The sequence below is a fragment of the Pseudomonas sp. FP1740 genome (genome assembly GCF_030687165.1).
In the GTDB taxonomy this organism is placed as follows: Bacteria; Pseudomonadota; Gammaproteobacteria; order Pseudomonadales; family Pseudomonadaceae; genus Aquipseudomonas.
The window spans coordinates 4,372,411-4,389,317 of sequence record NZ_CP117461.1 but is presented as its reverse complement, the minus strand read 5'-3'; the positions used below and the strand labels follow the sequence as shown (position 1 = coordinate 4,389,317).

Genomic DNA, 16,907 nt, shown 5'->3' with positions numbered 1-16,907 from the left:
CCTGCAACTGGAACTGGGCCTGAAACTGACCCCACAACTGATTTTTCAACACCCCGTACTCATGGATTTCGTCAGCCGTCTGGCAACCGCAGGTGAGCAGGTCGATACGTTGAAACTGAGCAAGCTGGACGCCCTGCTTGACGAAATGGAGGAAGCTTGATGGATACCAATGTCGCTTTGAAGATCGCCCGGCGCTTCATTACTTTGCCGCTCGACAAGCGCAGGGTCTATCTGCAGAAGATGCTCGAGGAGGGCGTTTCACCGGCGAACCTGCCGATTCCCGAAACACAGTCGCAGTTCGATCAGGTGCCGCTGTCCTTCGCTCAGGAACGCCAGTGGTTTCTCTGGCAGATGGACCCCGACAGCGCCGCCTACAACATCCCCAGTGCCATGCACTTGCAGGGCGAACTCAACATCGCGGCACTCGAACGGGGCTTCAACGCGCTGATTGCCCGTCATCAAAGCCTGCGCACCACGTTCCGGCAGCAGGATGAGCAAGCGGTGCAGGTGATTCATCCGCACATGAACCTGGCCGTCGCCGTGCATGAACTGGATGAACGCCCCGACGCCCTGTCGCCAGAGGCGCAGATTCAAGCGTTCGTCGCCGAACAGACCGGGCAGCCGTTCGACCTGATCAACGGGCCGCTGCTGCGCGTCAGCCTGCTGCGCCTTGGTGCGCAGGAGCACGTGCTGACCCTGACCCAGCACCACATCGCCTCGGATGGCGCGTCGATGCGGGTCATGGTCGATGAACTGCTGCAACTGTATGGCGCCTACCGCCAGGGCCATGAACTCGCTTTGCCGCCACTGTCGATCCAGTACGCCGACTATGGCATCTGGCAACGGCACTGGATGGAAGCCGGGGAGCGCGAGCGGCAACTGGACTACTGGCAGGCGCACTTGGGCGGCGAACATCCGGTGCTGGAATTGCCCACCGATTACCCGCGTCCGGCGGTGCAGAGCCTGCGTGGTGCCCGTCATGAACTGGCGTTGCCGACGGCACTGGGCGAGCGCCTGAGGGCCTTGGCCAAAAGCGAAAGCGTCACCCTGTTCATGCTGTTGCTGGCGTCGTTCCAGACCTTGTTGCATCGCTACAGTGGCCAGGCCGAGATTCGCGTCGGCGTGCCCACCGCTAACCGCAACCGGGTCGAGACCGAGCGGCTGATCGGCTTCTTCGTCAACACCCAGGTGCTCAAGACCGAGTTCGACGCTCAGGCCACGTTCACCACGCTGCTGGCCCAGGTCAAGCAGACCGCGATGGCCGCCCAGGCGCATCAGGACCTGCCTTTCGAGCAACTGGTCGAGGCCTTGCAGCCGGAACGCAGCCTGAGCTACAGCCCGCTGTTCCAAGTCATGTACAACCACCAGAGCACCGGCGCCAGCCAAAGCCGCCAGGGCACCGGCGAGTCGGCGCTGACGATCCGTCACTTGCATCAGCCCTCGCGCACCGCGCAATTCGACCTGACCCTGGAAACCTTCGACGGCCCCGAGGGCCTCGGCGCACAGCTGACCTATGCCACCGACCTGTTTGACGGCGCGACCATCGAGCGTCTGGCACGGCATTGGCAAAACCTGTTGGGCAGCATCGTTGCCGATCCGCAGCAGCGGGTGGGCGAACTGGCGCTGCTCGACGAAATCGAACAACAGCAGGTGCTGGTCGACTGGAACCGCAGCGCCGCCGAATACCCGACTGACCGTTGCATTCATCAATTGATCGAAGCCCAGGCGATGCGCACGCCAGAGGCCACGGCGCTGGTGTTCGATGGGCAATCGCTGAGCTATGCACAACTTAATCGCCAGGCCAACCAGTTGGCCCATCGGCTGATCGAACGGGGCGTCGGCCCGGATCAGTTGGTCGGTATCGCCATCGACCGCAGCCTGGAAATGCTGATCGGGCTGTTGGCGATTCTCAAGGCGGGCGGTGCCTACGTACCGCTGGACCCGCAATACCCTGAAGACCGTCTGGCGCACATGATCGAGGACAGCGGTCTGCAACTGCTGCTGACCCAGGCGCATTTGATCGGGCAACTGCCGATTCCGGCCGGCGTGCAGACTCTGTTGCTCGACCCCCAAAACGAGCACGCCCGCGGTTACAGCGAAGCCGATCCGCAGGTAGCGCTCAGCGGCGAACACCTGGCGTATGCGATTTACACCTCCGGTTCCACCGGCAAGCCCAAAGGGGTGATGGTGCGCCATCAGGCGCTGGTGAACTTCGTGGTGAGCATGGTCAAGGCGCCGGGCATCGAAGCCCAGGACCGCATGCTGTCGCTGACCACGTTCTCGTTCGATATTTTCGGCCTGGAAATCTACGGCCCGCTGCTCAGCGGTGCCCGTGTGGTGCTGGTGGACAAGCACACCGCCCAGGATCCGCAAGCGCTGCTGGAGATGATCCGGCAACAGCAAGTCACGGTGGTGCAAGCCACGCCGTCGACCTGGCGCATGTTGCTCGACCATGAACAGGCGCCCACCCTCCAGGGTTGTAAATTCCTCTGCGGTGGCGAAGCGCTGGCCGATGACCTGGCCCAACGCATGCTCGGCCTGGCGGGGCAGGTCTGGAACCTTTATGGCCCGACCGAAACCACCATCTGGTCGGCGGCCTGGCAGCTGACCCGCGAGCAGCGCCGGCCGTACCTGGGCAAACCGATTGCCAACACCACGCTGTACATTTTGGGCGACGACCTGGCACCGAACCCGGCGGGCTCGATTGGTGAACTGCTGATCGGCGGCGACGGCCTGGCCCGTGGGTATCACGACCGAGCGGCAATGACCGCCGAGCGCTTCCTGCCCGACCCGTTCGGCAACGGTGCGCGGCTGTACCGCACCGGCGACCTGGCACGCCATCGTCATGACGGCGTGCTCGAATACATGGGGCGTATCGACCATCAAGTGAAGATCCGCGGTTTCCGCATCGAACTGGGTGAAATCGAAGCGCGTCTGCTGGAGCTGCCAGCGGTCCGCGAAGTCGCGGTGCTGGCGCAGGAAGCCCTGGGCAGCCAGCAACTGGTGGCCTATGTGGTCGCGCCGCAACTGGACCTCGATGCCGCCGACGAGCAACTGCGCCTGCGCGATGAACTCAAGGCGCGGCTCAAGGAATGTCTGCCGGAATTCATGGTCCCGGCGCACCTGCTGTTCCTCGCCAGCCTGCCGCTGACACCTAACGGCAAACTCAATCGCAAGGCGTTGCCAGCGGTGGACGCGAGCCAGTTACAGGCGCGTTATGTCGCGCCGCAGAGCGAACGGCAACAGCAAGTCGCCGCCATTTGGCAGGACGTACTGAAGCTGGACCGCGTGGGCCTGACCGACAATTTCTTCGAGCTGGGCGGGCACTCCCTGCTGGTGACCCAAGTGGTGTCGCGGGTGCGTCGGGTGCTGGACATCCAGGTGCCGCTGCGCAGCCTGTTCGAGCACAGCACCCTGGAGGATTTCGTCCGGGCACTGGGTGTCGAGCCCGGTGAGCAGTCGCCGCCGATGACCCGGGTCGACCGTGGCCAACCGCTGGCGCTGTCCTTTGCCCAGGAGCGCCAATGGTTCCTGTGGAAAATGGACCCCGACAGCGCCGCCTACAACATTCCGACTGCGCTGCGGATGCGCGGCGAGCTGGACAGAAATGCCCTGCAACGCAGCGTCGAGGCGCTGGTGGAGCGCCACGAAAGCCTGCGCACGGCGTTCGTCGAGGAAGATGGCCGCACCTGGCAGGTGATCCGCCCGCAAGGTCGCGTGAGCTTTGTCGAACAACGCCTGGCTGCCAGCGATGAAGCGAGCATCAAGGCCTTCGTCGAACAGGAGACGCAACGCCCGTTCGATGTGCTCGACGGCTCGTTGGTGCGCTTCGTCCTGCTGCAGGTGGGCGAGCAGGATCACGTGCTGATTCTGACCCTGCACCACATCGTCTCCGACGCCTGGTCGTTGCAGGTGATGATCGATGATTTGATGGCCCTGTATGCGGCGATCAGCCAAGGCCGGCCGGCCGAGCTGCCGCCATTGCCGGTGCAGTACGCCGACTACGCGGTGTGGCAGCGTCAGTGGATGGCCACCGGCGAACGGGATCGGCAGTTGGCCTACTGGCGCGAGAAACTGGGCAGCGAACAGCCGCTGCTGGAGCTGCCACTGGATCGTCCGCGCCCGGCGCAGCAAAGTTTCCGCGGCGCGCGGCTACCGATCACCCTCGACGAATCCCTGAGCAATGCCCTGAAGGCCTTGGCCCGGCGTGAAAACGTCACGCTGTTCATGCTGTTGCTCGGCTCGTTCCAGACCTTGTTGCATCGCTACAGCGGCCAGGCCGATATCCGCGTCGGCGTGCCGATTGCCAACCGTCATCGGCTGGAAACCGAGCGTCTGATCGGTTTCTTCGTCAACACCCAAGTGCTGCGCGCCGAGTTCGACGGCCAGCTGACGGGCGCGCAATTGCTGCAACAGGTGAAGCAGACGGCCATGGCGGCGCAGATGCATCAGGACCTGCCGTTCGAGCAACTGGTCGATGCCTTGCAACCGCAACGCAACCTGAGCCACAGCCCGCTGTTCCAGGCGATGTTCAACCATCGCAGCGAATCGGCGTCGACGCTGGCCGAATCCTTGCCGGGCATCGAGCTTGCTCATCTCAGTTGGGAACACCGCACCGCGCAGTTCGACCTGACCCTGGACACCAGTGATAACCCGCAAGGCCTGCACGCGTCGCTGACCTACGCCACTGATTTGTTCGAGCCATCGACCATCGAGCGCATGGGCCGGCACTGGCTGAATCTGTTGCAGGGCCTGGTCGAGGATATCCACCGTCCGATCGGGCAATTGGCGTTGCTCGATGACCGCGAGCGGCAACTGACGGTGGTCGACTGGAACGCCACCGCCGTCGACTACCCGTTGCATCGTAGCGTGCAGGCGCTGATCGAAGAGCAGGTCGGTAAAACCCCGCAGGCGTGTGCGCTGGTGTTTGCCGAGCAACGCCTGAGCTACGCCGAGCTCAATGCTCGAGCCAATCAACTGGCGCACGTGCTGATCGAGCAGGGCGTCGGCCCGGATGTGCTGGTGGGCATCGCGGTCGAGCGGTCGGTGGAAATGGTCGTGGGCCTGCTGGCGATTCTCAAGGCCGGCGGTGCCTATTTGCCGTTGGACCCGGAATACCCGCAGGAACGCCTGGCCTACATGTTTGAGGACAGCGGCATCCAATGGCTGCTGACCCAGAGCCATTTGCTTGAGCAATTACCGATTCCGGCCGGCATTCGCAGCCTGGTGCTGGATCAGGACGGCGACTGGCTGGAAGGCCGCAGCGACGGCAACCCTGGCGTTGATCTCGACGGGGAAAACCTTGCCTATGTGATCTACACCTCGGGCTCCACCGGCAAACCCAAAGGCGCGGGCAACCGTCATTCGGCACTGGTCAATCGCCTGTGCTGGATGCAGCAGGCCTATCGGCTCGACGCCACGGACAGCGTGTTGCAAAAAACGCCGTTCAGTTTCGACGTGTCGGTCTGGGAGTTCTTCTGGCCGCTGTTGACCGGTTCGACCCTGGTGGTGGCCGCGCCGGGTATTCATCGTGATCCGGCGCAGTTGATCGAGCTGATCATCGCGCAACGCATCACCACGCTGCACTTCGTACCGTCGATGTTGCAGGCGTTCCTGCAAGACCCTGCGGTGCACCAATGCGCCAGCTTGACCCGGATCGTCTGCAGTGGCGAAGCCCTGCCAGTGGATGCGCAGCAGCAAGTGTTTGCCAAGCTGCCGAATGCCGGTTTGTACAACCTCTACGGCCCGACCGAAGCGGCCATCGACGTCACGTACTGGACGTGCGTCGACGAAGGGCGCGACAGCGTGCCGATCGGCCAGCCGATCGCCAACCTGGGTACTTACATTCTCGATCACGAGTTGTCGCCGGTGCCGGTGGGCGTGATCGGCGAATTGTATTTGGGCGGCGAAGGCCTGGCCCGGGGTTATCACCGTCGCCCGTCGCTCACGGCAGAGCGCTTCGCGACCAGCCCGTTCGGTGACGGCCAGCGTCTGTACCGCACCGGCGACCTGGCGCGTTATCGCGCCGACGGGGTGATCGAATACGCCGGACGCATGGACCATCAAGTGAAAATCCGTGGCCTGCGCATCGAATTGGGCGAGATCGAAGCGCGCCTGGCCGAACACGCCGAAGTCCGTGAAACCGTGGTGATCGCCCAGGACGGCACGCTGTTGGTGGCGTATGTGGTGCCGACCCGCGATGCGTTGTTGCACGCCGACGATGACGTTCGCAGTGCTTTGCAGCGCAGCCTCAAGGAACACCTGAGCCAGACATTGCCGGACTACATGGTCCCGCAGCATTGGCTGTGGCTGGAAAAAATGCCGGTCAGCCCCAACGGCAAACTGGAACGCAAAGCGTTGCCCAAGGCTGACACCACAGCCAGCAGCAAGGCTTACACCGCCCCGACCAGCGCCATCGAACAAGCATTGGTGGAGATCTGGCAAAGTGTGCTGGGGCGGCCGCAAGTAGGGATCAGCGACAACTTCTTCGAGCTGGGCGGCGATTCGATCATCTCGATCCAGGTGGTCAGCCGGGCGCGTCAGGCGGGGATACATTTCAGCCCCAAAGACCTGTTCCTGCACCAGAACGTACAAAGCCTCGCGGCGGTGGCGAAGGTCGGCGACAGCGACTTGCGCATCGACCAGGGCCCGGTCACTGGCGATACGCCGTTGCTGCCATTCCAGCAGTTGTTCTTTGAGCGCGAGATGGTCGAGCCGCACCACTGGAACCAGTCGGTGCTGCTCAAGTCCGCCAAACCACTGCACGCCGAACACCTGGAGCGTGCGTTGCAGGCACTGGTCAGCCATCACGACGCGTTGCGTCTGGCCTTCACCCGTCAGGGCGATAACTGGACCGCGCAGCATCGTTCCCTGGCCGAGCAACAGGCACTCTGGCAACAGTCGCCGCTGCTGTGGACCGCCGAGGTTGCCGATGCGGCGGCACTCGAACAGTTGGGCGAACAGGCACAGCGTAGCCTCGAACTGGCGAACGGTAATCTGCTGCGCGCGGTGCTGGCGAACATGGCCGATGGCAGCCAGCGACTGTTGCTGGTGATCCATCACCTGGTGGTCGACGGCGTGTCCTGGCGCATTCTGCTCGAAGACCTGCAACAGGCCTGCGAGCAGTTGCAGGCCGGCCAAACGCTCAAATTGCCGGCCAAGACCAGCGCCACCCAAACCTGGGCGCGACGCTTGCAACAGCATGCCGACAGCCCGGCGATGCAGGCTCAACTGACGTTCTGGCAAGGGCAATTGCAGGATGCGCGCAATGACTTGCCCTGCGATCGACCCCAGGGCGAGTTGCACAATCGCCACGCCTTGCATGTGCAAACCCGACTGGACAAAGAGCAAACCCGCCAGCTGCTGCAGGAGGCACCGGCGGCCTATCGCACGCAGGTCAACGACCTGTTGCTGACGGCGCTGGCGCGGGTGATCGCCGACTGGACGGGTGAAGCCTCGACCCTGATCCAGCTCGAAGGCCACGGTCGCGAGGCGCTGTTCGACGAACTCGATTTGAGCCGCAGCGTGGGTTGGTTCACCAGTCTGTTCCCGGTTCGGCTGACCCCGGCGAGCACGCCGCAGGACTCGATCAAGACGATCAAGGAGCAACTGCGGGCGATCCCCGATAAAGGCCTGGGCTTTGGCGCGCTGCGCTACCTGGGCAACGACCGCACCCGCCAGGCGCTGCAAGCCTTGCCCGTGCCGCGCATTACCTTCAACTACCTGGGCCAGTTCGATGCCGGGTTTGGCGACGAGGCGGGCGCACTGTTCACCCCGGCCAGCGAATCGGCGGGCGCGGAGCAAAGTCCGCTGGCGCCGCTGGACAACTGGCTGACCCTCAATGGCCGGGTGTATGGCGGCGAATTGAGTATTGGCTGGACGTTCAGCGGGCAGATGTTCGATCAGTCGACCATCGCCCGATTGGCGCAGGCTTATGCGCAGGAACTGGGGCTGTTGATCGAGCACTGCTGTGAGGCTCGGCATCAAGGCCTGACACCGTCGGACTTCCCGCTGGCCGGGTTGACGCAACGCCAGCTCGATGCGTTGCCGGTGACGCCACGCCAGGTCGAAGACATTTACCCGCTGTCACCGATGCAGCAAGGCATGCTGTTCCACACCCTCTACGAGCAGCAGGCCGGCGATTACATCAATCAGCTGTGCGTGGATGTCGAAGGCTTGAACGTCGAACGTTTCCGCGAGGCCTGGCAAGCGGCAATGGATGCGCACGATGTGCTGCGCAGCAGTTTTGTCTGGGACGGCGAGTTCAAGCGTCCGTTGCAGGTGATTCACAAGCAACTGGCCGTGCCGTTCACCTTCCATGACTGGCGCGACCAGAGTGATGTGGCCCTGGCGCTCAGTGAACTGGCGGCCGCGCAGCGCCAGCAGGGTTTTGACCTTGCCGCCGCACCGTTGCTGAACCTGACGGTGGTGCGTCTCGACACTGCGCGTTTTCACCTGATCTACACCAGCCATCACATCTTGATGGACGGCTGGAGCAATTCGCAGCTGCTCGGGGAAGTGCTGCAACGCTACAGCGGCCAGGTGCCGGCGAACACGGCGGGGCGTTATCGCGACTACATCGAATGGCTGACGCAACAGGACGCGCAGGTCACCGAAGGTTTCTGGAAGGGCCAGTTGGCCGGGTTCGATGAGCCGACCCGGTTGGCCAAAGCGCTGGTGTGGACCGGAAGCGATGCGGCCAACACCGCTCAAGGCGAGCACTTCCTGACCCTGGACCAGGCGCAGACCACCGGGCTCAATGGCTTTGCGCGGGAACAGAAAGTCACCCTCAACACCCTGGTACAGGCAGCCTGGCTGCTGCTGTTGCAACGCTATACCGGGCTGGACACGGTCAGCTTCGGCGCCACGGTGTCCGGACGTCCGGCGCAACTGACCGGGGTCGAGCAGCAGATCGGCCTGTTCATCAACACCTTGCCGGTGGTCGCCAGCCCACGGGCCGAACAGCCGTTGGCGCAGTGGTTGCAACAGGTGCAGGCGCAGAACCTGGCCTTGCGTGAGCAAGAACACACCGCGTTGTTCGACATCCAGCGTTGGGCCGGGCAGGGCGGCGAAGCCCTGTTCGACAACATTCTGGTGTTCGAGAACTACCCGATCTCCGAAGCCCTGCAACAGGGCGCACCGCAAGATCTGCGCTTCGGTGAAGTGGGTAACTTCGAGCAAACCAATTACCCGTTGACCTTGTCGGCAAACCTCGGCGCCGAGTTGTCGTTTCAACTGAGTTTCGATCGTCAGCAGTTCGATGACGCCGCGATTGAACAACTGGCCGGGCATCTCGCGCACCTGCTGTTGCAGATGGTCGAGGCACCTGCCGCCAGTGCCGTGGGCGATCTGGCCCTGGTCCCGACCGCTGTGCGCGAACCGCTGGCACTGCCGGTCGATGAGGTGTGCGTGCAGCGTTTGTTTGAACGGCAAGCCGAGCGCACACCGCAAGCGCTGGCGCTGATTTTCGACGAGCAACGCCTGAGCTATGCCCAGCTCAATGCCCAGGCCAACCAATTGGCCCGCGTGCTGCTGCAACACGGCGTCGGCCCCGAAGTGCTGGTGGGCATTGCGGTCGAGCGTTCGACGCAGATGATCATTAGCCTGCTGGCGGTGCTCAAGGCCGGTGGCGCCTACGTGCCGCTGGACCCGGAGTACCCGGCCGAGCGACTGGGCGCGATGATCGAGGACAGCGGTCTGCGTGTGCTGTTGACCCAAAGCCACCTCGCGGCGGCGTTGCCAGAAGCTGCGGGTGTGACCGTCCTGAGCCTGGATCAACTGGATTACCCGACCCAGACCGACAATCTGCCGCAGCGCAGCGGCCCGCAAAACCTGGCGTATGTGATGTTCACCTCGGGCTCCACCGGGCGCCCGAAAGGCGTTGGCATCACTCAATCGGCGCTGACCCGTCATACCCGGGTGGCCCTGGATTTCCTCGGCCTCACGCCGCAGGACCGCTCGCTGCAATTTGCCACGTTCAACTTCGATGCCTTTGTCGAGCAGCTTTACCCGGCACTGATTTGCGGTGCCTCGGTGGTGCTGCGCGGGCCGGATATCTGGGACAGCGAGACCTGGTACCGAGAATTGCTCGACAAGCAGTTCAGCGTCAGCGACCTGACCACCGCCTACTGGAACATGTTGGCCAAGGGCCTTGCGGCGGCGGGGCATCGTGACTATGGCGCGTTGCGCCAGGTGATCGTCGGTGGCGAAGCCATGCCGCCGGAAGGTGTTGCCGCCTGGGGCCAGGCCGGGCTGGGCCATGTGCGCCTGCTGAACACCTACGGCCCGACCGAAGCCACGGTCAGCGCCACGCTGCTCGATTGCAGCGACTACGTGTCCGGCCGCAACCCGTTGCCGGTGACCATGCCGATTGGCCGGGCGTTGGGCGGTCGGGCGATTCATGTACTCGACACCCAGGGCCAACCGGCGCCGGCCGGTGTGGTCGGTGAACTGGTGATTTGCGGTGAGCTGCTCGCACGGGGCTACTTCCAGCGCCCGGAATTGACCGCCGAACGCTTCATTCCCGACCCGTTCGATCCACTGGGCGGTGGCCGCGTGTACCGCACCGGCGACCTCGCGCGTTATCGCGCCGACGGCGTGATTGAGTACGTCGGGCGGGTCGATCATCAAGTGAAGATTCGTGGTTTGCGCATCGAGCTCGGTGAAATTGAAACCCATCTGCTGCGGGTTCCTGCGGTGCGTCAGGCACTGGTGGTGGCGCAACCGGGCGCCATCGGTCAGCAATTGGTGGCGTACGTGGTGTTCGACGATCCGGCGCAAGCCAGCGCCGATTCATCCAGGCTGGCGGCGTTGCGCGATGACATCAAGGCACGCCTGAAGGCCAGCCTGCCGGATTACATGGTTCCGGCCCATGTGCTGTTCCTCGAAGGCCTGCCCCTGAGCCCGAATGGCAAGATCGATCGCAAGGCCTTGCCGGGCGTCGATGCCCGTCTGGCGGCATTGGACTTTGTCGCGCCTGAAGGTGCATTGGAACAGCAGATCGCTACGGTCTGGCAGGACGTGCTGGAACTGCAACAGGTCGGCCGCGACGATCACTTTTTTGAACTGGGCGGGCATTCCTTGCTCGCGACGCAAGCGGTCTCGCGCCTGCGCAAACTCACGGCCTGTACGTTGAGCCTGCGCGACCTGTTCGGCCATCCGCGACTCAAGGACCTGGCGGCGTGGATCGCGCAGCAGCAGGACACACCTGAGCCGAACGGCCACGGTGTGGTGCTCAAGGCCCATGGCACCCGGCACAGCGCACCGTTGTCGCTGGTGCAGCGTCGCTTGTGGATCGCCGAGCAATTGTCCGGCGGCACCGCGGCCTATGGCATGCCGATGGCCTTGCGTTTGCGCGGTGAATTGTCGGTGGAACGGCTGATCAGCAGTTTCGCCGAGGTGGTGCGCCGCCATGAAGTGCTGCGCACCGCGTATACCCAGGACGACGAAGGTGACCCGATTGCCGTGATCGCCGAGCAGGTTGAACTGGATTTCCCGGTAATCGATTTGTCCGGTCTGTCCCGCAGTGCCCAGGAAGAATGGGTGGCACAAGCGGCACTGGAAAACGCGCGCACGCCGATTGATATGGAACACGCACCGCTGTTGCGTGGGCGGATCCTGCACCTGGGGCCGACCGAGCATGTGATGCTTTATGCGATGCACCACATCATTTCCGATGGTTGGTCGATGGGCTTGCTGATCAACGAACTGGTGCAGATTTACCACCGCACCAAGGCCGGTGACCTGACCCCGTTGCCGGCGCTGGAGGTGCAGTATTCCGACTTCGCGCTGTGGCAGCAGGAACTGGAGCAGCAAGGCGTGCTGGCGCGTCAGGCCGAGTACTGGAAAGCGCGGCTCGCGGGCTATGACGGGCAACTGAAGTTGCCATCGGACAACCCCCGTGGTTTGACACCGTCCTATGCGGGTGACTCGGTGCAGTTCCAGCTCACCACGTCACTCAGCACAGCCTTGCGCCAGTTGTCGATGGACGCGGGCGTCACGCTGTACAGCACGCTGCTGGCCTCGTTCCAGGTGTTGTTGCACCGGGTCAGCGGCGTTGCGGATGTGTTGGTCGGTGCCGACGTGGCCGGGCGTGAACAGCCGGAGCTTGAACGGTTGATCGGCTTCTTCGTCAACGTCTTGCCGTTGCGTTCGCAGCTCGACGCCGCCACACCGTTCGCCCGATTCCTGGGCCAGACCCAGCAATCCCTGCTCAGTGCCCTGGAGCATCAGGACCTGCCGTTCGACATGATCGTCGACGCCTCGGACGTGCCGCGGCACAAGGGCATGAATCCGCTGGTGCAAGTGTTGTTCGTGATGAACAACCTGCCCGGACGCACCCAGGCCCTGGGCGGTTTGAGCGTGGAATCGCTGCCGGCGCTGGAGACCCATTCTAAATTCGACATGGCGTTGTTCGTTGACGATGAAGCAGGGCAATTGCTGGGTAATTGGCAATTCGCCACAACCTTGTTCGGACACGAGCGCATCCAGCACCTGGTGAAGGCCTGGATAGCCCTGTTGGAACAGATCGTCGCTGATCAGGACATTCTATTGGGAGCTATCAGCATGCCAGTCGACAATTTAGCGGTGGCCGCCAAGCCTGCCGTCCCCGGACCCAAGGCCGACAAACTCGGTAAGTTTCTCAAGCGCGGCGCCGCCCCGGCGGCCAAGGCCCGACCGGCGGCGATCCGCGAATCGCTGATCGCCGCGCCACAGCCGTTCCCGCTGCTGCTGGAACCGAACGAGCCGCATCTGGACTTGATCGAGTGGATCAACAACAACCGGCCGCTGATCGAAGAAAAACTCGCCAGGCATGCCGGGATTCTGTTCCGTGGTTTCGAACTGGATGGCATTCAGAGCTTCGAGGCGTTTGCCGAAGCGATCCAGCCAGGGCTTTACGGCCAGTACGGCGATCTGCCGAAGAAAGAGGGCGGCAAGAACACCTACCGCTCCACGCCGTACCCGGAACGCAAGATGATCCTGTTCCACAACGAGAGCTCCCATCAGGATCGCTGGCCACGCAAGCAGATGTTCTATTGCGAGCAAGCTGCGTCCATTGGTGGAGCGACTCCGGTGGTGGATTGCCGGTTGATGTACGAAAAACTGCCGGCGGACCTGCGCGACAAGTTCGAGGAAAAAGGCCTGCTTTACGTGCGCACCTTCACCGACAACCTCGACGTGTCCTGGCAGCATTTCTTCAAGACTGAAGACCGTGCCGAAGTCGAGGCCCGCTGCCGGGCTGGCGGCATCGAATGGCGCTGGCTCGACAACAACGAATTGCAAACCCGCACCCCAGGGCCGGCCATCATTCGTCACCCGGTGACCGGCGCCAAATCGTTCTTCAACCAGGTGCAACTGCATCACATCTATTGGCTGGAGCCGGACGTGCGGGAAGACCTGTTGTCGATGTTCGGCCTGGACCGCTTGCCGCGCCATGTGTTCTACGGCGACGGCACGCCGATCGAAGACGAAGTGATGCAACGCATCGGTGACTTGTACGAAGAATGCGCGGTGCGTTTCGACTGGCAAAAAGGCGACGCCATCCTGCTCGACAACATGCTGGTGGCCCACGCCCGTGATCCGTTCGAAGGCCCGCGCAAGATTGTCGTGGCCATGGGCGACATGTTCGACCGCAGCGCCCTTGAACGCGTAATGAACACCGAGGAAACCGGAGCATGAACGAGGTATCGATGGACCAGCAGGACCTGGGTTACGCCTTGACGCCTGAACAGCAACGGTTGCTGGAGCAGTTGCCCAAGGCCCCGGCCTGTGGTGATGCGCTGCATTTCCTGGAGATCGAGATCCGCGGCGCCCTCGATCCGCAGCGGGTGCAAAACGCACTGGATCGCGTGCTGGCGCAACAGCCGATGCTGATTGCGCGGCTGGGCAAGGCGCCGGGTTTCCATGGTGTCCGGCAGTTCGTCGGGGGGGCGGAGCGCTTCCCGCTGAGCGTGCAGGCGCGGGTCGATACCCCGGCCGGTATTCAGGCTCAGCTCAGCGAATGGGCGGAACGTGCTTTTGTCGTCGGTGAATCCGAAGGCGCGCAAGCGGTGCTCTATCGCCTGGCCGATGATCAATGGCAATTGGTCTTGGGCCTGGCCCGGCACAGCCTCGATCAAAGCGGCGTGCGATTGCTGTATCGGCAATTGGTGCGGGCCTATGGGCAACCAGCGGCGGCGGACGACGAAGAGACCGGTGAATTCACCCAGTACCTGGAATGGCGCAGTGAAGTGGTGCTCGACGAAGACGCGGCCGGCGCACGTACGTACTGGCAGGAACACCTGCAAGGCGCCGATCCCGATTTGAGTACTCCGTGGCTGGCCTATCGCAACGGGAATCCTGGATTGTCGTCGGCCACTGAATCGCTGGCGCTCACGCTCGATCCGGCACTGCGCAGCGGTTTGCAGCAAGTGGCCGGGGCGTTGGCGCAATCGCCGAGTGTGGTGCTGCAAGCGGCCTGGTGGCTGTTGCTGGGTCGGCTCAGCGGGCATCAACAGGTGCTGGTCGGTGTGCGGCATGACAGTCGCGAAGATTACCAATACTTCAGCGATGCCGTGGGCGTGTTCGAGAAAACCCTGCCGCTGAACCTGCCACTGACGGCGAATGCTGGGTTCAGCACCTGGGTGGCGGCGTTGGCGGCGCGTCTGGATGAGCACCGTACGTGGCAGGAATACTGGGCGCCTGAACTGGCGCCGACGGCGGCTCGCCCGGCGTATGGTTTTGCCGTGTGCCGGGCCATGCAAGCCGCGACGTCCGCTGATCTGCAATGGACTCCGCGTTTGGCGGTGCGCGAAGCACTGTTTGAATTAATGCTTGAACTGGAAACGGACGAGGCGGGCAACGCCCACGGGTTCCACCTGCATTACAACGCGTCCCGTTACTCGGTCCAGGCGATGGACGGGTTGCTGGCGCAGTTGCGCGTATTGCTCGAAAACATCGTCGCCAATCGTCACGCCGAACTCGGTCAACTGAACGTGTTGGGAGCCGCCGAACAACAGCGCTTGCTGGCGATCAACCCGCCAGTGCGAGCACGGGTCGATAGCCGGTTCTTGCCGCAGCGCATTGCCGACTGGGCCCGGACCACGCCGCAAGCCATCGCCCTGACTGACGGCGATCAACGCCTGAGTTACGGGCAGTTGCAGGCGAAGGTCGAGGTGTTGGCCCAGGCATTAAAAGCCCAGGGCATGGCGCCGGGGGCTATCGTCGCGCTGGCCTTGCCACGCTCGGCGGAGCTGGTGATCGCCATGCTCGCGGCGTGGCGCATCGGCGCCGCGTACCTGCCGCTGGACCCGCAATGGCCGCAAGCCCGTCAAGCCTTGATGCTGGAACAGGCCGGCGCTGCGTTGCTGCTGGTCGACGCCGGGCACATCGCGCAATGGCACGATTATCCGTTGCCGCTGGCGACCGTGGATCGTGTGCTGCAATCGACCCCGGCGAGCACGTCGGCCGTCACCCACGACACACAGGGCGATCAGGCGGCGTACGTGTTGTTCACCTCCGGCTCCACCGGTATGCCGAAAGGCGTGGTCATCGAGCACCGGCAATTGCTCAATTACACCGCTCACGTCAGCCAGGCCCTGGGGCTGGATCAATGCCAGCAGTTCGGCTTCACCTCCACGGTGGCGGCAGACCTGGGCAACACGACGCTGTTCGGCGCCTTGTTCAACGGCGCCGCGCTGCATGTGGCCAGCGATGAGCAAATGCAGGACGGCAATTTGTTTGCCGATTTCCTGCAACGGCAAGCCATCGATTGCCTGAAGATCGTTCCGTCGCACCTGGCTGCGCTGCTCGACAGCGAACGCGCGCAACTGCCGCGCACGCTGGTGCTGGGTGGCGAGCCGATTGCCCAGGCATTGGCGCAACGGATCGCCGGTTTGCGCAGTGATTGCCGGGTGTTCAATCACTACGGCCCGACCGAGGCCACGGTCGGCGTGCTGGTTCATCCGCTGGATCTGGAGGCGGCGGTGGCTGACGCCGGCGTTCTGTCCCGGGTGTTGGGCAACAATCAGGTGTTTGTACTCGACGATAACCTGCAACTGGCGCCGGTCGGTGTGCTGGGCGAGTTGTACCTCGGCGGCGCACAGTTGTGTCGCGGCTACGTGAATGTCGAGGCCGATTCGCAAGTGTTCATCCAGAGCCCGTTCAATCCGCAGGAGCGCCTGTACCGCACCGGCGACCTGGCCCGCTATCGCCCGGATCTGGCGATTACGTTGCACGGTCGGCGCGATCAGCAAATCAAGGTGCGGGGTTTCCGTATCGAACTGGCAGAGATCGAAGCCGAATTACTGCGTGTGCCGCAGGTCGCGCAAGCACTGGTGTTGCCGGGGCCGTCCGCGCAAGACGGGATGCTCGCGTTCATCGTGCCGCATCAGGCGCCTTCGGCGACTTTGCTCGATGCCGTTCGCGACGAACTGGCGCGGCGTCTGCCCAGTGTGATGCTGCCGCAGCACTTGCAGTTGATCGACAGCTTCCCGCGACTGGCCAACGGCAAGGTTGACCGCAAGGCCTTGCAACAACTCGCGTCTACCTCGGCTGACGATGAAGGCATGCAGCCCCGCGATGCTCTTGAGCAACTGCTGGTGACGCGCATGGCGCAGTTGCTGGGGGTTGAGCGTCTGGGCATCGACCGGGACTTTTTCGCCGCTGGGGGCCATTCCTTGCTGGTGATCAAACTGGTGGCCGGCATTCGCAAGTTGTTGCAGTGCGAAATCCAGCCGGGCGTGGTGTTTGACCATCCAACCGTGGCGGGGCTGGCGACGGCGTTGCGCTCCCGGGAAAACAGTCCGGGTCAGTTGGAGAACATCGCCCAGGCGCGGTTGCGTCTGGACAATATGAGCCCCGAAGAAAAAGCGTTGCTCACCGAAAAAGCCCGGCAACTGCAAAACGCCAAGGCTGCACAAAACGGTTGA

At 63.3% G+C, this 16,907-nt stretch carries 3 protein-coding genes (1 of these 3 running past the window's edge); all 3 read left to right on the top strand.

Going from position 1 to position 16,907, the window contains the following annotated elements:
- Tightly spaced (each overlapping or abutting the next), the 3 genes in view from PSH69_RS19535 to PSH69_RS19525 form a layout consistent with a single transcriptional unit that may run on beyond the window.
- A protein-coding gene (locus tag PSH69_RS19535; RefSeq protein ID WP_305409504.1) for a non-ribosomal peptide synthase/polyketide synthase crosses the window boundary here: on the top strand, nucleotides 1-160 show its 3' end. It extends 12,212 nt beyond the left edge of the window; 160 of the gene's 12,372 nt are visible here — the last part of the coding sequence; its start codon lies beyond the left edge, outside the window; its stop codon occupies nucleotides 158-160.
- Nucleotides 160-13,677 carry a non-ribosomal peptide synthase/polyketide synthase gene (locus PSH69_RS19530; RefSeq protein WP_305409503.1) on the top strand — a complete coding sequence of 4,506 codons (13,518 nt, stop codon included), beginning with the start codon at nucleotides 160-162 and terminating at the stop codon, nucleotides 13,675-13,677. Before PSH69_RS19535 ends, PSH69_RS19530 begins: the two co-directional genes overlap by 1 nt.
- Complete coding sequence (locus PSH69_RS19525) at nucleotides 13,674-16,907, top strand: amino acid adenylation domain-containing protein (RefSeq protein ID WP_305409502.1); 3,234 nt, start codon at nucleotides 13,674-13,676, stop codon at nucleotides 16,905-16,907. The genes PSH69_RS19530 and PSH69_RS19525 overlap by 4 nt, the downstream gene beginning before the upstream one ends.